This is a genomic window from Pontibacter chinhatensis (assembly GCF_900113285.1).
In the GTDB taxonomy this organism is placed as follows: Bacteria; Bacteroidota; Bacteroidia; order Cytophagales; family Hymenobacteraceae; genus Pontibacter; species Pontibacter chinhatensis.
On the sequence record NZ_FOOT01000002.1, the window covers coordinates 13,295 to 36,536 of the forward strand.

General features: G+C 48.0%; 20 protein-coding genes. 4 read left to right on the forward strand and 16 right to left on the reverse strand.

Features of this window, described 5'->3' with window-relative positions; genetic code table 11:
* Window positions 1-686 precede the first annotated feature (686 nt).
* The 13 genes from BM040_RS05420 to BM040_RS05480 form a co-directional block, all read right to left on the reverse strand.
* Complete coding sequence (locus tag BM040_RS05420; protein WP_175490986.1) at window positions 687-1,571, reverse strand: DUF7281 domain-containing protein; 885 nt, start codon at window positions 1,569-1,571, stop codon at window positions 687-689.
* Window positions 1,555-5,235: an ATP-binding protein gene (locus tag BM040_RS05425; RefSeq protein ID WP_092099507.1), complete on the reverse strand. Its 3,681-nt coding sequence runs from the start codon at window positions 5,233-5,235 to the stop codon at window positions 1,555-1,557. Before BM040_RS05425 ends, BM040_RS05420 begins: the two co-directional genes overlap by 17 nt.
* Complete coding sequence (locus tag BM040_RS05430; protein ID WP_245756108.1) at window positions 5,219-5,791, reverse strand: condensin complex protein MksE; 573 nt, start codon at window positions 5,789-5,791, stop codon at window positions 5,219-5,221. The genes BM040_RS05425 and BM040_RS05430 overlap by 17 nt, the downstream gene beginning before the upstream one ends.
* Window positions 5,788-6,993: a hypothetical protein gene (locus BM040_RS05435; RefSeq protein WP_092099508.1), complete on the reverse strand. Its 1,206-nt coding sequence runs from the start codon at window positions 6,991-6,993 to the stop codon at window positions 5,788-5,790. The genes BM040_RS05430 and BM040_RS05435 overlap by 4 nt, the downstream gene beginning before the upstream one ends.
* 505 nt (window positions 6,994-7,498) lie before the next feature.
* Window positions 7,499-7,702: a hypothetical protein gene (locus tag BM040_RS05440; protein WP_092099509.1), complete on the reverse strand. Its 204-nt coding sequence runs from the start codon at window positions 7,700-7,702 to the stop codon at window positions 7,499-7,501.
* Complete coding sequence (locus BM040_RS05445) at window positions 7,674-8,054, reverse strand: hypothetical protein (protein WP_092099510.1); 381 nt, start codon at window positions 8,052-8,054, stop codon at window positions 7,674-7,676. Before BM040_RS05445 ends, BM040_RS05440 begins: the two co-directional genes overlap by 29 nt.
* A gap of 79 nt (window positions 8,055-8,133) precedes the next feature.
* Window positions 8,134-8,691: a CAP domain-containing protein gene (locus tag BM040_RS05450; RefSeq protein ID WP_092099511.1), complete on the reverse strand. Its 558-nt coding sequence runs from the start codon at window positions 8,689-8,691 to the stop codon at window positions 8,134-8,136.
* A gap of 144 nt (window positions 8,692-8,835) precedes the next feature.
* Window positions 8,836-9,117 carry a hypothetical protein gene (locus tag BM040_RS05455; RefSeq protein ID WP_092099512.1) on the reverse strand — a complete coding sequence of 94 codons (282 nt, stop codon included), beginning with the start codon at window positions 9,115-9,117 and terminating at the stop codon, window positions 8,836-8,838.
* A 107-nt stretch (window positions 9,118-9,224) separates the two neighbouring features.
* Window positions 9,225-9,839, reverse strand: coding sequence for a hypothetical protein (locus BM040_RS05460; RefSeq protein WP_092099513.1), 615 nt, complete (start codon window positions 9,837-9,839; stop codon window positions 9,225-9,227).
* A gap of 233 nt (window positions 9,840-10,072) precedes the next feature.
* Window positions 10,073-10,855 carry a hypothetical protein gene (locus tag BM040_RS05465; protein ID WP_092099514.1) on the reverse strand — a complete coding sequence of 261 codons (783 nt, stop codon included), beginning with the start codon at window positions 10,853-10,855 and terminating at the stop codon, window positions 10,073-10,075.
* 3 nt (window positions 10,856-10,858) lie between these two features.
* Window positions 10,859-11,029 carry a hypothetical protein gene (locus BM040_RS21665; RefSeq protein ID WP_175490987.1) on the reverse strand — a complete coding sequence of 57 codons (171 nt, stop codon included), beginning with the start codon at window positions 11,027-11,029 and terminating at the stop codon, window positions 10,859-10,861.
* Between the two features lie 150 nt (window positions 11,030-11,179).
* Window positions 11,180-12,328, reverse strand: a complete 1,149-nt coding sequence (locus BM040_RS05475; RefSeq protein WP_139217770.1) for a hypothetical protein — start codon at window positions 12,326-12,328, stop codon at window positions 11,180-11,182.
* Window positions 12,329-12,446: 118 nt separating this feature from the next.
* The gene (locus BM040_RS05480) at window positions 12,447-12,794 is read right to left on the reverse strand and encodes a hypothetical protein (protein WP_092099517.1); all 348 of its coding nucleotides are present in this window, start codon (window positions 12,792-12,794) and stop codon (window positions 12,447-12,449) included.
* 162 nt (window positions 12,795-12,956) lie between these two features.
* Between BM040_RS05480 and BM040_RS05485 the strand changes: the two genes are divergently transcribed.
* Window positions 12,957-13,727 (forward strand): hypothetical protein, encoded by a 771-nt coding sequence (locus tag BM040_RS05485; RefSeq protein WP_092099518.1) that lies wholly within the window; start codon window positions 12,957-12,959, stop codon window positions 13,725-13,727.
* On the opposite strand, the gene BM040_RS05490 is transcribed toward BM040_RS05485, so the two are convergent.
* The 3 genes from BM040_RS05490 to BM040_RS05500 form a co-directional block, all read right to left on the reverse strand.
* The gene (locus BM040_RS05490) at window positions 13,724-14,179 is read right to left on the reverse strand and encodes a hypothetical protein (RefSeq protein WP_092099519.1); all 456 of its coding nucleotides are present in this window, start codon (window positions 14,177-14,179) and stop codon (window positions 13,724-13,726) included. The genes BM040_RS05485 and BM040_RS05490 overlap by 4 nt on opposite strands.
* A gap of 45 nt (window positions 14,180-14,224) precedes the next feature.
* Window positions 14,225-14,530, reverse strand: a complete 306-nt coding sequence (locus BM040_RS05495) for a hypothetical protein (protein ID WP_092099520.1) — start codon at window positions 14,528-14,530, stop codon at window positions 14,225-14,227.
* A gap of 178 nt (window positions 14,531-14,708) precedes the next feature.
* On the reverse strand, window positions 14,709-14,987 hold the full coding sequence (locus tag BM040_RS05500) for a hypothetical protein (protein ID WP_092099521.1): 279 nt from the start codon (window positions 14,985-14,987) through the stop codon (window positions 14,709-14,711).
* A 359-nt stretch (window positions 14,988-15,346) separates the two neighbouring features.
* Between BM040_RS05500 and BM040_RS05505 the strand changes: the two genes are divergently transcribed.
* The 3 genes from BM040_RS05505 to BM040_RS05515 all read left to right on the forward strand — a co-directional run bounded on the left by BM040_RS05505 (window position 15,347) and on the right by BM040_RS05515 (window position 23,153).
* Window positions 15,347-16,369 (forward strand): helix-turn-helix transcriptional regulator, encoded by a 1,023-nt coding sequence (locus BM040_RS05505; RefSeq protein ID WP_092099522.1) that lies wholly within the window; start codon window positions 15,347-15,349, stop codon window positions 16,367-16,369.
* Window positions 16,370-16,927: 558 nt separating this feature from the next.
* Window positions 16,928-20,239, forward strand: a complete 3,312-nt coding sequence (locus tag BM040_RS05510; protein ID WP_175490988.1) for a UvrD-helicase domain-containing protein — start codon at window positions 16,928-16,930, stop codon at window positions 20,237-20,239.
* 46 nt (window positions 20,240-20,285) lie between these two features.
* A complete protein-coding gene (locus tag BM040_RS05515; protein ID WP_092099524.1) occupies window positions 20,286-23,153 on the forward strand; it encodes a PD-(D/E)XK nuclease family protein in 2,868 nt (955 codons plus the stop codon).
* Window positions 23,154-23,242 lie beyond the last annotated feature (89 nt).

The window sequence follows — 23,242 nt, forward strand, 5'->3', positions numbered from 1 at the left end:
AAATCCCTTGTATATTACAATTTTAATGATATTCTTTTCAACAACGACATACGTGATTTTAGGCGTTATGTCAATTTCATAAATATAGAGGCATTTAACTCTTTTTCAAATTGGACATGCCCGCAGTATAATAAATAATTGGACTGCGTGTATAAGTCTAATATTAACATTACTCATCAAAATAAAGATTATACTTTATCTCGATTTCCTCTAATCGATTTACTTTCAATACAATACTTTTTTTCTCTTACCCACTTCGAAAGTATGCCTCCTAACTGATACAAGACCCTATCAGCAGGGCAACTATTTTATCTGGCATTTGGAATTTATTTTATATCCAGGTTTACATTGCATAGGTTCTTTGCAGAAGGGGACTTCCTTCGGTATAATCTTATCAATGGTATAAGTCTTACAATAGAACAAAACTCAGTCTGTAAGGTGGCGTCGGAGTAGAGCGGTATTAGTCTGCTGTCTCGTTCAGCACTTCAACGATGTGGCCAGCCATCTTAAGCAATTATATAAAATCCAGCAACAGATGCGAGTAAGCTTCCAGTGCTTTCTCGTAATCATCTATGTGTTCCAGTATAGCTGCCGAAACAGGAAAATAACTCCCAATGCTAGGCTGATATAACTACAATCCATCTGTGGTCCTATGTCAATAACAGCTAAACTCTTACACCAAAAACTTAGAGAGAATCATCAAAACTCGTACTGTTGATTATAAATGCCTCCTGCTCTAATCCTCTCTTATATTGATGCATCAACTCAATCACCTCAAGGATTCTGGGCTCTTCAATTTTGCTTGAATCAAAATTGACCTTTTGTGCATTATATAAGTTTTTATTACCCCACTTTAGGAGCATAGCCTCCAGGCCAGCCGGGACGAACCATGTGGCACGCGTCCCCAGGTAACGCTTGTATTCATGCAGGTAAATGCCTATGCCTGCAAAATCAAAGTCGCCAAAATGGAGATAAGGATTGGATATGGCCTGCAGCCATCTGATCATATCTTTGCTCTGGCTCTGCGGGTAACGGCTCACGAACAGCGGATGCAGCCCCTTAAATAAATGCCGCTGGTTTTCTACCCGGCTAAAGTTCTCAGCATTCTCAACACCCACGATCGTGACGTCCGGGTGCGGTTCAAATTGCTCAAAAGCATGTATAAAGTGGAATATGCCTTCAGGCGGGTTTATAATAATCTCATTTCCATGGAGCCTCGCCTTTATGGGCTCATAGCAGTTCACCAGAAAACCCTCAAACGTCCTAACCTTTTTTAGTTTAGAGTTAGTGCTTCCCTGTACCAGTTGCGCTCTGGAAACTCCCTCTTCCTGTAAAGTTTCCAGATATACCTCTAGATCGTTAATGGAGAACCGGTTAAACAAAAAAGCCTTCAGCGACTCCGGCTGCGGGAGGTACAAAGTACTCTTAGACCGCCCCAGCCTGCTGTCGGCAAGTATACCCTCCTCCAGTAGTTCTGCTACGAGCGGGTGTTGCAACTTGCTTGCCGGGAGCTTCGCACCCTTACTCAACTGCAACAGCTTAGTAACGAGGCCTTTAGACAGCAGCTTCATGGATTACATTATTTTTAATAAGCTTCTTCACTGTTGTCACATGGCGGCTGTCCTTTGCCAACAGGTAAGTATAACGGTAGTCCATAGCATTATAGGTGGTCGGAGAACTATTTACAAGTAGGATATTACGGTCATTGGCAAACTTTAAAATACCCTTAACATTGTTTGGGTGCAGCTTCCCTATCTCGTCCATCATGCAGTGCAGACGGAAATCTTTGAAACGCTTCGAGGCACTTTCCTTGAAGACATTTAGCAGCATGATGTTAATCATGGCTTTGACCAGAATGTCCGTGCCTTCAGAACCGACGTTGGCAAGCTTTTCCACCCAACCGCTGTCATTATCGTTTTCTATGATGCGGAACTCCAGTTCAAAAGTGTCGGACAGATTTATTTCATGTTGTTTGGAGCTGGAAATCTCGGTGGCGAACCGCTTAAGCAGGCTAACGGCTTTCCTGTTCTGGGCTTCACTGTCTTCGGTACTGAATAAGTTCGCCGTACCCAGAGTGGCAGAATACTCGTTATTGAACGTGCGAATCTCCTGTAACAGCACAACAATTTTATGGGCACTGTCAGAAAGGCGCAGCTGAATGCTTTTGATCACACCGGCAAAGTTGCGTTCCTCAAAGTCCCTGTTTATATGGAGAATGACTTTCTGTATCTCCGCCTCCTTTGAGACCAAGTCGGTCGTCTCCTTTCCTATCTGTCGGATCAAGGTGGCGAAGTGTTCATTGGTGCGTCTTTCAAACTCCGCGATTTTGTCCTCATCCAGGAATTCCTTCAGGTTTTCAGCAAAGTCGAGGTAGTCACTTTCCGCACTCATGCTTGTTTTGAAACCGAAGATATTGTGAACAGAAAAATGGCTCAGAAACCTGTTAACCTCTGTTCTTAGGCTAGTCAGGCTGTCAGTTAGGCCCAAGTGCTTATCAGTAAGGTGTCTGATCAATTCAGTGAGCCTAACCGGGTGTCTGGGAACGCCGGGTACGGCTATGGATGCAAGGGAAAGGCTACGGAAAACGCTTGTCTGAGCGAAACTTTCGAACTCCTGCAGGTCGTCTTCTATTTGACTGGCAGAAGCCTTCAACTCGGAAAATTTTACGTTCACCTCTTGAACCTTCTCCAGCAGTTCCTTTTTACACGACTGATGCTTTTGCTTTTCAGTATGCAGGCGAACTTGGTACAGTTCTTTATCCGCTTTAAACTCGTCTTCCAGATCAAAGAGCTCCCGCTTATCTTTTCTATAATCAGCTACCAGATCCCGTTTCTCTTCGATAAAGGAGAGCTCTGCCTCAATTTTTTGCAGCTCCTGTTCAATGGCCGACAGGCGCCCGGTATCAGCACCTTTCTCTTCAAGTGCCTTCAGGCTTTGCGCTTTTAGCGCTGCCTCCCGCTCTGTCGCATCCTGCTTTTTTGCTTCTATTTCTCCGTCCAGCTCCTGAAGCCTCTCCTGAAGCTCAGCCTGCTCCTTGCTGATCTTTTCCTCTCTTTCTCTTCTTTTGGCGCTAAGCTGCTTTTGAAGGCTTTCCTCCAAGGCTTCTACCTGCTCCTCAGCTTCCAGTTTTGCACTCTGAGCACTTTCTATGTCTGATTGAATGGTAAGAAGGTCGTTCTGCCGTTTATCTACAGCCTTTCTCTCCCATTCTATAAACTTAACCTCTGCCTGCTCCTTATCGGATAAGGCCTTTTGGGCAGCATATCTTTGTTCTTCAATTTGCTTTTTTAAATGAGCGAGTATAGGTTGATACTTTACCTTTAGTTGCTCCTTCTCCTGTGCGGCTTTCTGATCCAGCGCCGAAATTTTTACATGCAGCACCTCACACTCAGCAATAAAGCGTTCTTTCTCCGCCTCATAATCCGCCACGCTTTTTACCTTTGTGTTGATTTCAGACAGCTCCAACTCCACACCGTAAAAAGCATCTGATTCCAGGCTGGAGATCCTGGGCGAAAGCCCTGCCTGAAACAAGACCTGTTCTTCATCGATGACCTTCCCTATCGTATGCTCCCAACCTGGTTTGTTATCATGCAGCCACGCATAAAGCGAGTCACGGCTGTTGCTCAAGAGCGCATCAATTTTCTGTATTTCTTTATCACAAACCTCAATGGCGTCATTTAGCTTTGCCACCTTGCTGGCTGTCTCCGAATCCAGACTCTTTTTCTCTAACTCCCACTGCTTTAGCGTTGCAGAAATTTGACTTTCCCAATTTGCAATGTCAACTTTGGCACCCTGCATAGTCACATCAGCCTCCCTAATCTCCTCTTTGGTCCGGCTGATTTCAGCTTCAAAATACTTCTTTAGCTCAATTTCTTTACGGCTAAAAATTAGGGCGTGCACGCGGTCTTTTCTCTCTTCTAAGACCTTGCAGGCATGACGAAAGCTTTCTTTACCCTCCGCTTCAATCTCTTGAAGAATGCGATCATATTGCTTGCTGAGTTGCTCTTTGCGATCATAGAAGCTGCCCTGGCACGAGTTCTTTTCCTTATTCCTGCTATTGAGGAACTCCTCCAGCTGCTGTCGTACCTGCCTCATCAAAACCTCATATTGGCTTGAGATATCCTGAAACTGGGCCGAAAGCAAGTTATGTTCTTCCTCCAGGTTCTTCTGCCGATGCCCCCACTCCTGTCTTTTGCTCACCCGCTGGATGATGTCACCAATATTGGCTTTTGTATATTCCTCCCGCTTCCTACCGGACTCCTTTAACTTTTCCTCCAGCACAGTAATGTTGGCAGTGATACCGGTTTTAATTTCTTCGAAAGCGGCATCAGCTTCCTTCACCTTTCGCTGCGCCGCATCAAGGTTGTCCTGCTCCTCCTCCACAGACTTCAGCACTTGCGGGTAGGTTTCCTGAAAGTACTTCTGCATCGCTACTAGCTCCCCTCCGATCCTTTCTCTTTCCATTTTAAGATACCGGACCTTGGTATAGTAGCCAGAGATCTTTTCTGCCACTACGCGCACCACGATCTCACCGGCCCTGTTTTTCGTGCTCCACTTGCTGATGTCAGCCAAGCGCTCCTCAAAATTTCGCAGGTGCAGGGCGTACTGGTTCAGGTCTATCTTTACGTCTTCTTCATTGAGCGACATGATGATGGTTTGTTTGATGAACTCCGCCTCCAGCTTTGAATTCAGAAATACATTCTGAATGGTCCGTGGCAAGTTCTTGTACTGGCGGCTCTCCAGCAGGGCATACTTACGAAACTCGGCTGGCAAGCCCTTATTGTTGCCATACAGAATGTCACGGAACTCATCATATCGGTCAACTTTCCTGGTATAGGCACTATGCTTCGGGAGGATACCTCTGACCTGCTCCCAGGGCAGGGCCTTGCTGTCCTCCCCAATGAAGTGTTGCTTATCATAGGCTCCATCAATAAACCGGAAGGCAACTCGTCCCTGGGATTTGAAGGCCATAACACAAAAAGGCCCCGTCTCCCGGACCACCTCATAGATGATGTAAGAATTGCCAAAGGGGAAATAGTACTCATCAAAAGATCTCTTGCCTTTTTCAATACCGAGCCTGAGCTTGTCTGCATTGTAGAAAAACAGAATGGCACGTAGCGTGGTGCTTTTCCCCACCCCTTGCGTGCCTATAAAATGTACGTTGCCATCAATATTTATCTCCGCATAACGGACAGAAGCGCTGTTGATAAAAACGATTTTATTCAGGTATCTCATGCTGCACTTCCTCAGGTATGTTAATGCTTAAAATCAGCTGCTCCAGGTAATCAAAGGAAGCCAACGTTTTGTACTCCTCCGTGACATCATTCTCCACCTCAATAAAGTTATCCTTCTCCAGTTGATCCAGGATTTTAGAGACAATGTCAGTCTGCTTTTCCTTTCCACCAGCATATTTCTTCAAACCATCCAGCTTGTTCTTCAGGTCTGCGTCCACGGACACCCTGACCAGTATATCCGAGGGCGTGAAGCGAAACCCGGACCCAAAGGCTGGCTCATATGTTTTCAGGAAATCGATAATGTCTATCCATTTCATGGCTATTTCCAGCTTCCGATCTAGCTCAGCCTTACTATCCGGCCGGGAAAAATAGTAGTATTCATTGCCTTCCTCCAATACCAGATTAATTCCCCTAAAATAGGCTCGATAGGCATCAAGATCCTGATGAATAACATTATATAAAATTCTGATGGAGAGCTTGCTGCTGTTGGAGCAGATAAACTGGCCTCTGCTCAATATGTCAAAGACCTCAGCCGATTGCTTTGGGATTTCTATCATGTTGCTTTTGGGTAAATTAGCAGGTATTCCGTATCCAGGCAGCGCTGGTATTGGTCTGTTAAATCAAACTGCGTGTCAAACTGGGAGATAAGCTGACAATACACAGTCAGGCGTTCCTCAAATGTTAGGTATGTGCCAAAATCATAAGTTTGCAGAAAGTCGAAAAGATTGTTGCTTCCAGCCAAAAAGCTATTCTTGACCTCATCCAAGTTTACCTGCTTCATCTCTTCTGTGTCAGATTCCAGGTAGGCCTCTAGGTTATGTTCCGCTAGCTGCTGTTTCACCTTGGCACCAGTTTTCATCCGGATTGCCACTTTACGCACGACATCCAGCACCTGGCTGTCGTTCTGAAGTTGTTCAAGCGAAAGCTTTAAGGGGTACATGGGATTAGGCTCAAAGACCACGGCATTACTTTCCTCCAATACCTCAAGAATATTGGTTTTGCTTTTCAGCTCAAACTGATCTTTCAGGTACTTCAGCTGGCGTAGTTTCTCCACTAATCCACTTTGGTACCGTATCTGGTTGATAAACTCTATTACCTGGTTTTGGATTTCGATCAGGTTGTGACGGCAGTCATTTAGCTGAAGCTTGAGCTTCACGATGATCTTATTGAGTTCTTCATCTGCAGCAACTGTAAAGAAAGTTTGCTCCTCCTCGCCTGACACAAGCCTCTCCGTGGAATCCACCAGCATGGTAATATCGCCACGCTTAAGGTCAAGGTGCTCCAGCTTAATCTTCTTTATTTTGTAATTAGGCTCATTTTTAAAGGTGTTGTCGATGTTCCTTTTCAGATCCACCACGTTTCTGATGGCGATGATACCCGTCTTGCGAAGGGCACTTTTAATGGTGCGCAGGTAACCGTACTTACGGCTTTCACTGTGCTCTTTCAGGTAATAGGTAATGTTCTGCCGGATGGCTTGCAGGTTTTCACTGATATAGGAGACATTGATTTCTTCGTTCACTTCCAGTATCTGCTCAAAAAACTGCAGGTACTGGTCATCCAACTCCAGATAAGGGCCGTTCTCCCTGAGAACAGCATATTCAACCAACGCCTGGATTTTGTCTGCATTATAATCCACCACCTCCAGGGCATAGTCATACTTATAGGACAGCTGTTTCCGCTTCTCGAATATTTCAGTGAGCAGTTTCTGCTCACGGCTGAGAATGGCTAACAGCTCTTTTATGGATGAGAATGTTTTCATGTCGTAGCAGGCTGTAGGTTACTCTCCCTTACGTCCTAGTTGGAACTGCCCATGCTCCTGTTTTGCCGACAAGGAATTTTAAGCGACTAAGTTACAGCTCTTCAAATATAAGCATTTTAAGATAGGTTAAAAGTAGATGTCTAGCGCGCCACCTCAACCTTTTCGTATTTCATATGAGACATAGGGAAATCTTCCTTGAACCAGATGTCGAACTGCCCTACTAAGACAGTATCCTCTTCTCTCACCAGGGAAACACTGCAGTCGATCACATAGCCTTTTATCTTTTTCTAATGCCTGACAGCCTTGCGCCGGATGCTGGCGCGGACAGCATCGCCTTTGTTTAGGCAGCTCTTGCGCTGTCGTTAAAGCTATTCCAGTTAATGTAGGTAGACTTTTCTTTATCTCTGGATGGGACATACTTCCGCTCAAAGGTACTATCACGTTTTGCCAGGTAAAGTATTATCAGGGAATCATAATGATCAAGCTGCCGCTTCAGCGGGACGTACTACAGCGACATGCTGAACACGCCGTACAGGGTGTCAATGTTTCTGGCCGTTCCATAGACGATCCGGTAGCCGGTGCTGTCGTTTGACAGGGTCCTGAGGTAGAGGTTGAAGTGCTCGTCCTCTGTCAGCTCCTTTTTTCCGCAGCTACCCAGCAGCAGGCACAGGAGCAGGCTGCTAATCCCATAAAGTAATGTGGTTTTCATGCAGTTTCTGCCTATACTTTTCCAGTCTTTTGATTTCCCTGCGTTTGTTTATCAGCCACACTTCGTGGCTATACATTCCTTCTATGACGGCCCGCAGCTCCTCACCGCGCACGTGCTCCGGCGTGACAGGCTGGGTAAAGCTTAGCTCCTGTATCCGCTTGAGCTCCTTATACTTTACCTCCCTGACCGGAATGCTGTCTGCGGCGGCTTTCAGCTCCTGATCCAGCTTTTCTATTTCTAAGGCTAAATGCTTGTTGTAGCTTTCGGTAAAGCGCCAGGAGCATGCAGCCAGTATGCCTGCAATCAAGAGCAGGAGCAGCGAGTACCTTACTGCCTTCGCGACATTGTTCATAAGCGTAACTGTTTTAAAGAGAAGCAGCGACCGCTGCAGCCCGTCCTAAAAAGCACAACGGCCTAAGCAGAATACAGCGTTATTCCGGTTCAGCCAGCACCATGACCCAGTAATTGCCTGCCCTGGCTACGGCAATGTCCGTGTAAGCAGGGTTCATGATATTCACGCAGTGCCCGGCACTGTCTCTCCACCCCTCCATTACCGCTTCCTCGCTTTCGTACCCCAGGCCAATGTTCTCTGCACAGCTCCAGTAGTTATAGGATTGCCGCCTTATCCTCACGTAAAAAGGTGTCCCGTCCCGCGACACATGGCTGTAGTAGTTGTTCCGGTACATATCCATGCTATGCAGGCGGGCAGCCTTTTCCAACTTGCTGTTCCAGGTCAACGGCCTGGCAGACTCTTGGTGACTGTCTCCGCAGTAGCAGCCACTGCCTCGCAGCCCGTTCACCAGTTTCAGCACCTTCTCTTTATCTGTATGGTACAGTTCCCCTTCCGCAGCCCAAGAAACAGGAATACGCCTGTGGTGGCTTAGGGGCAAAGGCGGCGCATCAACCGACGTCACACCGGGAAACTTAAACCCCGGCATGGCGTTCATGCTGATGAAAAGGAAGATGGTCAGGAAAGTGGTTTTGTACATGCAGTTAGTATGTTAGGGGAAAGACGGAATGCGATCAGGCAAAATAAACTGTTGGCTTAGGGTGCAAGAAAAGAGGCCGGAGGCTGCGCAACAGCAGGCACGGGGCTGGTGCCCCGCGCCTCTGGGAGTTAAATCGAGTGCTTGTTACTCTTCCTCAGGCTCCTGTTGCTGCTGATACATGATCTCCCAAACAGGGGAATAAGCGTAATACTTGCCCTGCTGCGTAGGGGAAGCATGGATCATGTTCTTGAAGTTGTCGTAGTCGATGGACTCCGCCAGCTTCTGAAAAACAACAGGTAACTTATCGGCTCCCACAATAACCCTGTAGCGGTAGTCCGCCCCGGGCCAGGTCTGTACTGGCGCTGTGAGCTCCGTTTGCGCCAGAAGTTCTTCCAGGTCTTTCTCCACCCTGGCCCTGAGATGCACGCCATCTGCCTTTGCGACAATAGAGAAAAAAACCGAATTTCGATGCTATCCACATATGCTGTTTTGTTTAGCGATTTCACAGTTAAGAATGAAAAGGAAGCGTCTCCCTACAGGTTTGTAAGAGAGGCCGCCGTGCTTCTGCCATACACCAGGTACTGCCAGCTTACCTCCCGGTCCTCCTGCACCTGCGGCGCCAGCACCACGTACTCCGTCTTTCCCAAGTTAGCGTGATTGCTAAACTTCGGCTCAAAGAGGCACCGGTACTCCTCCAGCTCCTGCCCCTCCAGCTCGGGCAGCACCAGCACCTTCAGCATTCCCTCGGTTTTGAGGAGCTTTGGCAGGGTTCGCTTTAACTCGGGCACATCCCGCACACTGGCAAACTGCAGCACGTCCACGTCGTCCAGGGCCTGCCGAAGGTTGCCGGCCTCCTCATCGTGGTGCTCCTGCTCCGGCTCCAGGGAGTAGCCGGTCAGGTCGAACTCCGAAAACTCATAGGTGGCTGCGATGTCCAGCTCCTCGCGCAGGCAGTATACCAGCAGCGTTTGCCCCAGTACCTGATAATGGTTAAAATAGAGGTAATAGTTTAGCCAGGTACTGTCCTTGGGGCTATGCTTGGTCAAGGCTGTTCTCACAATGCCGCTGTCGTGCGCCATCTGGTTGAAGTGTTTCCACATTTCCAGGAAACTGTTTGCCGTAGGTTGTGCTGTAGCTTTTTCTTGCATGTAGGATGGTTAAGTTTAACAACTAAAAGATGGGGTTACAGCGGCTAGCGCTTTGGCCTGCTGACCTTGACCCTTACTCTTACTTTAGGCATGGCTTTTTATGGTTCGTTACAGAAAAGAGTTTGCAAGGGAGGTGCCAGCGCTAAAAAGGCTTTAAATCCCTCCATCAATGTCCCACACCTGTCAATGACCAGGATAAACTATCAATGTTTGACACCTTCAACAGACCCTAGTCACTGCGCTGCAAGGATTTGCTGCAGCCCCTGAAGCAGCCGAGCAAACCTGGCAAGCGCGTCCGGCTGTAAGCTTTGTCTCGGGGACGGTATAACACGCATGAAATGCGCCTCCAGGCCGCCCCCACTTACAGAGGTATAGAACCTCAGCTTTGTGAAACCGCCTTCCTCCAGCATCGGGGCCATCAGGACCAGGCAGTCTATCAGCTTGTCGTTGAGCGCGACTGCCGAACAACTGAAGCTCAGGCCGCTTTGCCCGAACAGGTGCTTCACCGGCACGGCCAGCTCTACCAGTAGCTTCAGCTGCGTGTCTTCCTCCTGTACTACCCGGAAAGTAACAGGCCCCTTTTTTGTTTTGTAGTTTGGCTGATACACACGCCCCTTATCTCCCTCTTCCTCCCTGGGAACATAATAGCAGTCTGTCCCTGTCAGGTCCGCCACTGCGCTGCGGAGCTCTTCTTTGAGCAAGCCGTACAGGTAGCTCTCCCGCTCCTTTAAGGGTGTGGCTTCCCTGAGCTCCTGTATCACCAGCTCAAAGGGTGCGCCAACGGGCAGGCCTGGTTTCTGGAACTGCAGCATGAAGCGGCGCAGGATATCATATAGCTGATAGCGGGAGATACCGGGCAGCGGCTTCCTGTAAAGAAACCCGCTCTCCTCTTCCAGGTCCTCCTGCGGCAGCTTTGTGGCGTCGGGGAACATGCGCCTGAGCCAATACGGGTTCTCTGCCGAGTGCCCCACCAGGTTGTAGGTCAGGAGCAGCTTGCCGGCTGTGTTCACCGGCACCTGCTACCAGAACTCCAGGTATGGCCCAAGCGTGACGGCCGTCACGTCGCGACTTCCGGCCTGTTTCTCATCGTACAAAAAGCGGCTGTAGTAATAGGACGGATGCCGGAGCACTTCTTCGGTGTGCTGCAGCAACAGCTCCAGGTTCTCTTGCAGTAAGGACAGGTGGTTCATAAAAGTATGGTTGACAGAAATAAGCTGATGCTTCTCCAAAATTTCTCCAAAATGATTTTAAAAGAGCTCATCTTTGAAGAGGAAGAATGTTCTCCCTAAACAGCATTTCTAATTTTTAATTTGGCGCAGCACTAGCGAAGGACAATTCGGCTACACCTCCAGCACCTTGTACTCCAGCTTCAGGTTTGTCTCGCCAAAGCTGACGGCAACAATGCCCCCGCCCGGCTGTTGCACCAAGCGGTGCACTTCCTCCAGGCCTTCTACTTTTCGCAGGTGCCTGGCATCATCGTATATACCTGCCAGGTCGTAATGCCTGCCGCTACTCACCCAACTCGGCCGCGTCTCCTCCTCAGACCGGGCCTGATAGCGCTCCAGCAGCTCCTGCAGAGGGAACACCCCCAATCCGTGGTGGCCGCAGGCCATGAGCAGGGTATCGCCGGCTACGGCAAAGTCGTGCAACTCTACCGTCTTTCGGGCCTGTTCCAGCTCCTGCTCCAGGGTGGTGAACCTGTCCCGTTCAAGGAAGTCGCGGGCTTGGTTTCGCAGATGCACCGTCAAAACCTGCTCATAGCCGGGCAGGCTGAACACCGACACATAGCTGCTGGAGCCCGACCGCCCTACCCCGCTGGAGAGCAAGGCCATCCAGCGGCTGTTGATGCTGCCCCGGTGAATGTGCTCATAAGTGCCGTTGTTGGGCAGTTCTATTGTTTTCGTGGAAACCGGCTGTAAAGGCTCGCTCACATCATACTCAAACAGGTACTTCGGGTACATGATGTTGTCTACCAGCACCAGCTTATCGTCATACACCAGCACATCGTCTATACTTTTACCCGCCTGCATCTCGACTGGCAATGGCAGCGGGTGCCATACAGGTTTATCCAGCCGCAGGTCAAAATAGCCTGCCATTTCCCCTTCATTTACCTTGCTATAGGTCTTCTTGCCCTCCCGTTCCACTTCATACCCGCCTAAGTATAGAATGTCGTCTTTGACAGCTAAGGTCTGGTTCAGGATATAAGCGGGCAGCTGTATGTCCGGCATCCTGGTGAGCGTGCCATCCTGCTCGATCTTTGCCCGGTAGAGGTAGGCTTCTGCTCCGGACGGCTTCTGCTTCATGAGATCAGACCTAGGGGTGCTTTTTTCTTCGATAAAAGCGATAAGCCAGCGGTTACCACCCAGGGCATGCCGGTTCTTGAACCTGAAGGGTAGTGTATGCAGTGGCTCCATACCTTCACCCGTCACGTGGCAAAGGATAGCCGCACCACGGCCGGGAAGTACAGTCAATTCTTCTAGGGGGATCATCGGTTTATACTTTTAAGGCACAGTTTGCTCTGGAGCTGCCAAAACAGCAGCAACTACAGCCAGTAGCAGAATGGTTCTTTGCATGAGCGAATACAAGCTTTACCCTCTGAAATGCCTCTTAATTTAAATGTGGCAACACATAGGAGGACTCGGCTCTTTTGTCGATTAGCTTTAAGTAGGGAATGATCTCGTAGAGGTCGTACTGCATCCAGACACTATTCAGTATATGTCCTTCACCATCCGGATCTTCATACTCATAGTGTGGATCTGGAAAGTCTATACCATCTTCGAACCGAAATACATACCCGTTGGCATAAAGCCATGACAGATAGATCAGGTTCCTTGTAAGTTCTTCTGAAGCTTCTTCAATGACATAGTATTCATTTAAATGCTGCTTACATTTCTGGATAACCGAAGATGGGATGGAATCATACTTGAATTCGACAAATACAGGAGTGTTTTCCATGAGGTTTTAGGTAGATATTGAAGTATACTGCAATGATACGGAGGGCCAGTGCAGCCTTTCTGCACCAGGAAAACTTTTTAGGACTTTTTTAAAACATATCCCCTGTTCAATTCAGAATGAGCATAAACAGCTATATTGCTTCAGCATATAATTACTCTTCTTATGAAAATCGACGAAAAAGAACTGGATGAACTGAACAATAACGACATGCCTTACTTTAGCCAGTCAGGAAGAGGCATTTTTGTCGGGTTCGAATATCGTTTTTTAAGTCTGAGGAGGTATATTAACTATACGCACCTAGCTAATAAGGCTTACCTGGGGCACAGGCAAAATGAGTTTGATGCTTATGAGGCACAATCTGAAGCTCCCGAAGATCGCGTTTTTAAGCCCCCTTTTACCGGACAAGAGGAAGAATACTCGCTGTGGGAACTGACACTAGCTCAGAAAGAGAACCTCCTGGCTGACCAGGAGCACTTTAACGAGTACCTGTACAAGTCGCTTTTTATGCTGCTGTACAGCACTTTTGAAGATTTCCTGAAGGAGATAACTGCATACGGCGCAGAGCTTAGCGGCACAACTGTTGAATTGAAACCGTTCAACCATAAAATGTCTGACATACACAAACACTTGCTGTTCTTAAAGTACAGTTGCGGCTTAGAAACAGCACTGGATAAGGAAAAGATAGATCAGCTGGACCTATACAGAAAGATCCGCAATAAATTTGTGCATGCGCTTAGTAAGGATCTTCCTGAATTTATGCGGCAGGAAATTGAAAAGCTAGTACATAGCCAAGCTGAAAAGTTTGAGAAGCCTGACTATGAGTTTGTCATGCGTGCTTATGATACTTTTACTGATATTGCCTTCCGTATTCAAGAAGCTTTTGAAGAGCGTTTTTTCAACACAGAATGCAGAGATGGAGATGTTCTTAACTAACCTGGTATAAAATAAATAGCCTGGGTATGGGGGCAGTCTAACTGTGCGGCCTCTTCCTCTAAAACCTCCATAGCTAAATCATTGTCAAAGTCGCTTCTGGCTTCGAAGGCAAAAAGTAAGTTAGGACTTTTCACGTACTTGTTCTGCGCAAGAAAAACATCTTTGATATGCTTACGCATGACTTCTCTATTACCAACATCGTTTCTGTCGTTATATACTGACAGAGGAATTATACTAAGGGCTGCCTTAGGCCAGAAAGTACCTGTTTCATTATTTTGGTTGACTTTTTTTGTCATTTCGTCTGCCACTGGCCCTAATCCTGCTCTGTCAGCAAAGACATTGTAAAACGTTAAGCCGTTCATAGCAGCACAAACAATGTGAAGCTTCTTATTGCTGTAATCTTCTGCTACAGCGTCTCCACCTAGTATTCCATAAAACTTGAGGATCTCCATATTTTTGCTTATGATATAATTTTGATTCTTTTAGCTGAGAGCGGTTCACTTCTTCTCTGCGTCCCGCTTCTGTTTTTGTAGTTTCCTGAACTCTTCCTTGCTCACTTCCTGTACCATAAAGCCAGCATAAATGCTTTTTTCGTAAGGCACTATACCGGTTTCTTCCAAATCGTCATCCCTTGTATAACATTGGATTTCTTCCAGATAGATATACCCTATTATGTTCTCAGTAATGTTTTGAACGATGAATCTGTATGGAGTTCCTCTAGACCAACGCTGCTCTTTTCCATCCCAGCCTTTGTCCAGTTTTATGTAATAGCCTGGCAAACCTCTGGGCTCATGGTGTATCATCAGCTTCTTATCGCCATAAATGTATTTGGTAGAGCGGTAAACAATATCTGTTAAAACATTATTCTAGAACCTGGTAGAATCAATTGGTGGCAATGGGTAAGGCAGCCATGTCTTAGCTCCACAAGGTACGGACTACCTTCTTCAAAGTCTGCATACTTTAATTTCATGGCTGATGTACTTACTGTCTACTCCCTAAACCCCTGATTCTAGCATCATAAAGCGAGTTAAACCACAAGCGTTTTAACGTAGCATTGGCTTTATCTTCCGACAGCTTATTATACAGGTCCAGCTTCGTATCAATGAAGTCAAGCAGAGCCTGATCTAGCACATCGTTGAATTTATCTATAATGTCCTCGCGTGAGTTATTCGGATTGAAGATACCCAGCAGTTCCTGGTCACTTTCCAAGCGCTTACGGATCTGCTCGAAGTCTACCTTATCCTCCACAACCAACTTCAAGTCGCAGGTATTTTTGGAAAGTGGATCGTACTACGCGTAAGAACCGCCTCCGCCACCCTTTGATGTGCCTTCAGTTGTTAAATTCACGAAATTGTAAATTTTTATCCTTACTTTGTTTGAGGCATTAATTCTGGTACAGTATGATCTTCCTGATGGCAGAAACTAAATAAGCTAAATAACTTATTTGTTCAGAGAGGGATTACCTGAATTATCTTCAGGCAAGATAGTGAGAGTAGAACACTCAAAGGCCGCTTCGCCCTCGAATACTCTAAAGTTCATTATTGCTATGCTGTTCATGCTACAAAAGTACCCTTCTAAAATGCAGCCTTTCTGCATTTCTCAAATATATTAAAAAATATATGGCTAATAAGAATAAACTGGTTCGCTTAAAGGTGCTGGATGGCTGTTTCCGAAATAAATTTCGCAGATATACTCTAGAAGATTTAATCAACGAATGTTCTGAAGCACTTGAGGAGTACGAGGGAGTATATAAAGGCATCAGCAAGCGCAGCGTGCAGGAAGACATGAAAGACATGCGCAGCGGCAAGTTTGGCTATGAAGCGCCTATTGTCTGTGAAGAAGGCTACTATTTCTACAGCGACAGAAGTTTCTCCATCACCAATACGCCTCTTACGAAAGAAGATTACGAGGCTATCCGTAGTTCACTTGCCGTGCTGGAGCAATTCAGCGAGCTGGGCCAGCTGGAGGCGCTGCGCCAGGTGGAAGAAAAGCTGCAGCGTGTATTATCTACAAAGAAGGGTGATGCACGCTCCTATATCCAGTTCGAAAAGACCGAGTACCCGGCAGCTGAGAAATGGTTAAGCAGGTTACTTGGTCATACCAGAGCACAACAAGGACTTACCCTCTCCTATCAACCTTATAGCTATGAGGCACCGGCTGATTTCCCAACCTTTCCGCTGTTGCTGAAAGAGTACAACGGCCGCTGGTTCCTGATCGGCTACAATCATACCTATAACTCTCAGCAGAACTTTGCCTTGGATCGAATTATAGCTATTAAACAAAACAATGCGTTAGTGGCTCCTGAGCATGCAGAAGAACTGTTAAGCCAGTTTAAGCACCTCATTGGGGTTAGTGTACCTGCTACAGGTATAGAAACAGTTATATTCCGCATCACCCCGTCACGCAGAAAGTATATCGAAACAAAACCGCTGCACAGTTCTCAGAGGCTGCTAGATGATGCCAACTGCATTTTTGAACTGAAGATAGGCGTGAATGTAGAGTTAAAGGCAAGGCTGATGAGCTTTGGCAGTGAGCTAGTGGTACTAGAGCCGGAGCATTTAAAGGAGAGTATGAGAACGAGTTATGCGGAGTCGTTAAACTCCTATAATGCTGAAGCCGAACAAAAACTCCTGCCACAATAGAACTCCGTTACTCCTATTACCTCAAATTATTTAGACCTTAGGCTTTCATTCGCGCATCACAGATGCGCTTTTATAATGCGGAACGGGAATAATTCCCGCGCCTATACATAATCTGATGTCACTTCCAGCAAAAGAAGAGTTGCTTTCAGATGATGACGGACGGTGGCCAAGGTGCTCTGTTCTGTAACCGCTTTCGTCTGATCTCTTAAAATTTAAGAGCTGCCCCAAGAAGGCTGTTTGTTACAACAGTAGCTTCTTTTTATAACCGGTCATACTCTGACACTCATAAGCAGAATATGACACCTTTTTTGAAATCATAAAAGCTTTGCACCTGGACCTTACGCTGGTAAAACAAAACAAAGGCACACGACAAACTACAGTGAATCAATATAACTCATGCGAATTTAGTTGATAAGGCAGATCTAAGGCTGCGCTGATCTCAGTTCAGGCATGATCTAAGCTGAAATGGCTATTGGATTATTTAATATAGATATTGCTTTATATAGTATTTATATTTATAATTCAATAGAAAACAAACTTGATCTTAAAACCTGTCTGATGAGCTTAACCATCCTCCGTGCTTCGGCTGGCAGCGGCAAGACCTATGCCCTGACCATGAACTACCTGCAACTGCTCCTGCAACAGGACACGCCTTCCTATTTCAGAAGTATACTCGCCGTAACCTTCACCAATAAAGCTACCCAGGAAATGAAGGCCCGCATCCTGAAAGAACTGGAGAAGATCGCTTCCGCCGAAACACACAAAGGCATGGGCAAAGCCTTGTTGGAGCTCATACCTGTTACACCTGATGAACTGCAGAAACGCGCGCACAGTGCTCTGGTAAGTATCCTGCACAATTACAGCCATTTTAGCGTGAGCACCATCGACAGCTTTTTTCAGAAAGTGCTTCGCTCTTTTGCGCGCGAAACAGAATTACCGGCTGGTTATACAATCGAACTAAATACTGCCAGGGTGCTGGAAGAGCTGACAGACCAGCTGATGGACAAGGCGGAGGATGATGCCTTCCTGCGGAACTGGCTTATACGGTTCTCAGCTGAGCAGATCAGCCAGGGAAAGTCCTGGGACATCCGCAAAAACCTGCACAAGCTCATCGGAGAAGTCGTGAAAGAGGGTTTTGTGGCGCAGTCGGAGGGCTTGAAACACCTGTCAAGCGACAGAACTGTTTCACAGAACTTCCTGGACAACCTAAGTACGATCAAGCGGAACTTTGAAAATGCCATGAGGTCTTTTGGAGAGGAAGCCCTGGAAGCAATTAACAACGCCGGCCTTTCCATAACAGACTTTAGCTATGGCAAGTCCGGTGTGGCCGGTTATTTCAATAAAATAGCCTCAGGAGATGCATATGCACCCGGAGCAAGGGTACGGGAAGTTGTATCCAAAGAAAAGGGTTGGTACTCCAAGAGCCTTAACAAAGGGACCAAAGCGCTTATCGATGCAGTGGCAGCCCAGTGCCTGGATGAGTACCTGGAGAAGGCTGTTGGTTTATATGACACCACCTATGAAGAATACAGCTCAGCCTGCGCCGTACTCGAGCATTTCACTACCTGTGCCCTGTTAGGGGAGTACTTACAGTTACTGGAGAAATACCGAGCGGAAAACAACCTGTTGCTCATTTCAGATGTGGCGGAACTGCTCAACAAGATCATCGGAGAAGACGATGCCCCTTTTGTGTATGAGAAAACCGGTAACCGCTACAACCATTTTCTCATTGATGAGTTTCAGGACACCAGCCGCATGCACTGGAACAACTTCCGGCCGCTGCTAGATAACAGCATCGCCTCCGGCAACAAGAATCTAATTGTTGGGGACCCCAAGCAGAGCATTTACCGCTGGCGCGGCGGCGACCTACGCCTGATGCTACAGGATGTAGGGCAGCAACTGCCTAATGCCTCCCAGGCACAGCTACAGCATAACTGGCGAAGCTGCAAAGAAGTGATCGACTTCAACAACTGCCTATTTACCCATGCTGCAGAAGTGGTGGCTGAGGAAGCTGGAAAAGCGGCAAGAGGCAAGTCTTTTTCAGGCAACAGGAGCAACATTATACAGGATCTGCTATGTAACATAGAGGCAGTTTATGAAGGAAGTGAACAGCTGTTCCCGCATGAGAAGACGGCTTCGGGAGACAAAAGCGGCTTTGTGCAGGTCCAACTGGTGCTGGACCAGAGCAGAGGGAGGGACGCCCTGGGGCTCTCTTTCAAAGACCAGGCAAAAGAGCTGCTGATTAAAAATATCCATAAAACCTGTCGTGCAGGCTATACCCTCCAGGATATCGCACTACTTGTGCGGAGCAACGGAGAAGCGAGGGAACTGGCCGCTTACCTGGCCGCACACGGGCTGGACGTTTTAAGCGAAGAAGCACTGCGGCTAAATGCTGCGCATTCGGTGCAGCTGCTGGTCAACCTGATGCATTTGCTGCACAACATCCGAAACAAACCCGCTGTTGCTGCCGCTGTTAAGTTATATGCCGCTATTCGTAATGTTAATTGCCCCGATGCAGCTACGCTGAAAAAAGCAGCTACAGCGAGTATAAATGACATGGCTGGCCTCCTGCCCAATGAGTTCATACAGGAGCACGTGAGCCTGAGCCGCATGGCGCTCTATGACCTGTGCAGCCGCCTGACCCGCATCTTCGGGCTCGACCAGTTGCAGGAGGAGGAGCATTACCTGGAGGCCTTCCTGAACGAAGTGCACCGTTACAGCCACGAGGAAAACGGTGACCTGGGCGGCTTCCTGGACTGGTGGCAGGAGGAAGGCACTAGACAAAGCCTAAAACGGGATCAGGCGCCGAATGCAATCCGCATCCTGACCGTCCACAAAAGCAAGGGGCTGCAGTACCCGGTTGTCATCATCCCCTACTGCAACTGGAACCTGGATGTGGACACACAGGGCAAGACGAACATCATCTGGGCCGACTGTAAGCCGGAAGGTGTTCCTGCGGCGCATAGCAGTCTTTTCTATGGCTTGCCGCTCGCCGGCGTGCCTATCACCTATAAGAATGAGCTGGCTTCTACCTATTTCAGCTTTGAGCACCTACAGGAAAAACTACAGGCTTACCTTGACAACCTAAACCTGTTATACGTGGCCCTCACCCGTGCAGAAGATGCCCTGCTCCTTACAGCCCAGGACCTGAAGGACAAGAGCGAAAGCCGTCATGTTGGCTGGGTGATCAAAGAGTGCCTCCAAGCTATGCATGCCCCCCTGGAAGGGCTAAGCTGCTCTACGGGCGAGCAGGAGTTCCTGTACACCCAGGCTGTATTTGGCGGGCTTACACCAAAGACTGAGCAGAAAGCAGCGGCAGCCCAGGAAGAAAAGCCTTACCACACGCCACTCAAACACTGGGAACATGTGCTGCGCCTGCGTCGCCATGCCAAACCTGTTTACATGGAGGCCAATGAGCACATCGAGCAAAGCATAGACTATGGCACCCTGGTGCATGATGTACTGGCGAAGGTAAAGTACCTGGATGCGTTGCCGGCAGTACTGGAAAGTATGCAGCTGGCGTCAGAGATCACACAGAAAGATGCGGAAGTTCTCAAAGAGAAAATGGACGCTTTGCTGCAGGACCCACAGGTAGCCTCCTGGTTCAGCGCCGAGTGGCAGGTACTCAACGAGCAGCCAATCCTGGGTGCAGGCGGCGAAATTCACCGTCCGGACAGGATCCTGCTAAAAGGGGAAAAAGCGGTGGTGATAGATTATAAGACCGGAGGTCGCCATAGTTCACATCATGCACAGCTAAGGCGCTACATGCGCCAGCTGGAGCAAATGGGCCTGGAAGCGGAAGCATACCTGCTCTATATCAACGATGAAAGCCCTGTGGTGAAAGTAGAATTGGAAGCCACCCCTGCCTAAATAACCTGTAGCTAGAACATCATTTATCCTCTAACGACACCTTTTTATGACCATAGATTTTCTACAAGAACTAGCCAACACCCTTTACAGGGAATATAGCGGACGTTTCCACCAGTTACAGATTGTGTTCCCTAACCGCAGAGCCGGCCTGTTTCTGCTAAGGCACCTGGCCAATGGTACGCAAACACCTGCATGGGCACCGCAGGTACTCAGCATGTCCGAATTCCTGGAGCAGTTCTCCGACCTGAAGCGGGCGGACAACCTCCTGCTCTGCTTCAAGCTCTATCCTATCTATAAAGAGCTGATGCCGGGGCATGAGACGTTCGACCAGTTCTATGCCTGGGCGGAGATCATCCTGAGGGATTTTAACAACCTGGACCAAGCCTGCGCTGATGCCGAAAAGGTGTTTTACCACCTAAAGGATATCAAAGCGCTGGAAAACGATGACCTGCTAAGCGACAAGCAGAAGTCAGTCATCCAGGAGTTCTATGGCAGCTTTCACGAGCACAAAGCCTTATCCGGACATAAAGAGCGGTTCTTGTCTTTTTGGGAAGTGTTGCCTCAGCTGTACAAGGCGTTTCGGGAAAAGCTGCTACAGGAAAAAGTAGGGTATACCGGACTTATCGCCAGAAGCGTGGCCGAAGAAGGCCGGTACCTGGATGTGCCGGAGGATAAAACGGTACTGTTCTGCGGGTTTAACGACCTGAGCAAGGTGGAAGAGAAGGTCATAAAGCAGTTGGTCCGGAAAGGAAAAGCCCGTGTCTTCTGGGATGTGGATGTCCATCTGCTCAAACCAGAACAAGAAGCCGGTGTGTACATGCGCCGGTGGCTAAAAGATGAGGTACTGGGCCCGACTTTCCCGCAGCAGATACCTGACCTGCTGTCCCAAAAGTTGCAGGAAAACATACAGCTCACCGAGCTGCCCCTGGAGCATGTACAGGCGCGCGAGGCCGGCCGGCAACTGCAAGAGCACTTCGCAGAAAAGGGTGTGTCCGATGATCAGGAGCTTACGCGCACGGCTGTGGTACTTCCGGACGAAAGTCAACTGTTCCCCTTTCTGTACCAGTTGCCCGCAGCACTCGAAGATTCTACTGTGAATGTGACCATGGGCATTCCCCTGCGGGTAACTCCTGTGTACAGCATGTTGGATGCTTTGCTGGAACTCCAGAAGACCTGCGACAAATTGGAGGCCACCCTGTTCCATTATAAGCCGGTCACCAACCTGCTCCGCCACCCCTATGTGCGTGGCCTGAATCCGGAGCTTACCTATCGTGTCCTTCAGGAGATCGAGCAGAACAGCAAAAGCTATGTGAGCAAAGCCGAACTGCAGGAAGACGCGCAGCTGGCGGTCATCTTTCAGTGTTCCGCTTCCGGAACTGGACTAGGGAGGTATTTATTGGAAGTCCTGGAGCTGGTTAACAGGCAGTTTCGAAGCGGACAAACGGCACAGCAAACCTTGGAAGAAGAGTATATCTCCCGCACCCGAACCCAACTGGAAAATATGCTGGGAACAGCAGCAGAAGCTGACATTGAAATAAGTACAGATCTGCTGGAAAAACTGATGCGTCACCTGCTGCAACAGCTTACCATTCCGTTTACAGGAGAGCCTTTGCAGGGCCTTCAGGTGATGGGCATGTTGGAAACCCGCTGTCTTGATTTCGATAACCTGTACATCCTGAGTCTGAACGAGGGCGTATTGCCAGCTGCCTCTGATGAGCCATCGCTTATCCCCTACTTTATTCGCAGCGCATACGGCCTCCCAACTACTGACGAGCATGATGCCATATACGCCTACCACTTCTACAGGCTCCTGCAACGCGCTAAAAAGGTGCACCTGTTCTACAGCACTAACCGCACGGGTGGTAAACAAGGTGAGTTAAGCCGCTTTGTAAGGCAGTTACTATACGAACTTTGGCCAGATGTAAAACCACGGCAGATTCACCTTAACGCCAAACTAGCCACAACTGCTGCACTTGACCTTAAAAAAGAAGAAGTGTTGCCTGCCCTGTTAAAGTATACCGATAACGGTGAGCAAGCTATAACCCTCTCCCCTAGTGCGCTGAATACCTGGTTGCATTGCCGTACCCAATTTGCTTTCCGATACCTTATCGGAATCAAAGAACCTGACGAGGTACAGGAAGATGTAGACAGCTCTGTGTTCGGCCTGCTCATGCACCAGGTACTTCAGAGTTTTTATGAAGAGTATGGAGAAGGCGCCGAGGTAACCAAAGAAAGTATAGAACAGAAATTAGATGAGCTACCACTTCTACAAAGAGTTATTGCAGCTCATCAGAAAAAGTCTGGTGTAGTGCCTTTCCTGGGGCGGAATAGCTTGCCTTTGCACATGGTGGCCGAAATGGTGAAACAGGCACTGGAAGTGGACAAGGCCTATTCTCCCTTCCGTATCGTGGGGCTGGAAAAGACATATGACATGGTCATAGATGTACCTTATGGAGATACTACCAGAACCATGCGCCTAAAAGGCCACATCGACAGGATCGACGAGAAGAACGGAGAAATAAGGGTATTGGACTACAAGACCGGCAAAGACACCCGCGCCTTCAAAACCATACCTGAGCTATTTGACCGTGAAACAAAAGACCGGAATAAAGCGGCTATGCAGGTACTGCTCTACTCTTTGCTCTATGCTCAAAATAACAAAGAAATGGTCGATGGCAAAAATGTGGTGCCTACGCTATACAATAGCAAAGAGCTTTATAGCAAGGGGTTTGATGCGAAACTGAGTGAGGGAGATGATAAGCTTCTCTCTTTGACAGAGGCGCAATCAGAAGAAATAGAGCAGCAACTTAAAAACCTGTTGGGAGAAGTATTGTCTGCAGATGGTGCTTTGGATCAGCGTAAGGATACTACAGGCTGTGAGTATTGCGGGTATGCTGGGATTTGTGGGAGGTAACAGAGAAACTATTAATTGAAAGATAATGAGAGACTGCTATGCCTATATGGACTTTGATAGCTATGTTAAGACAAAGGATCCTAAAGATT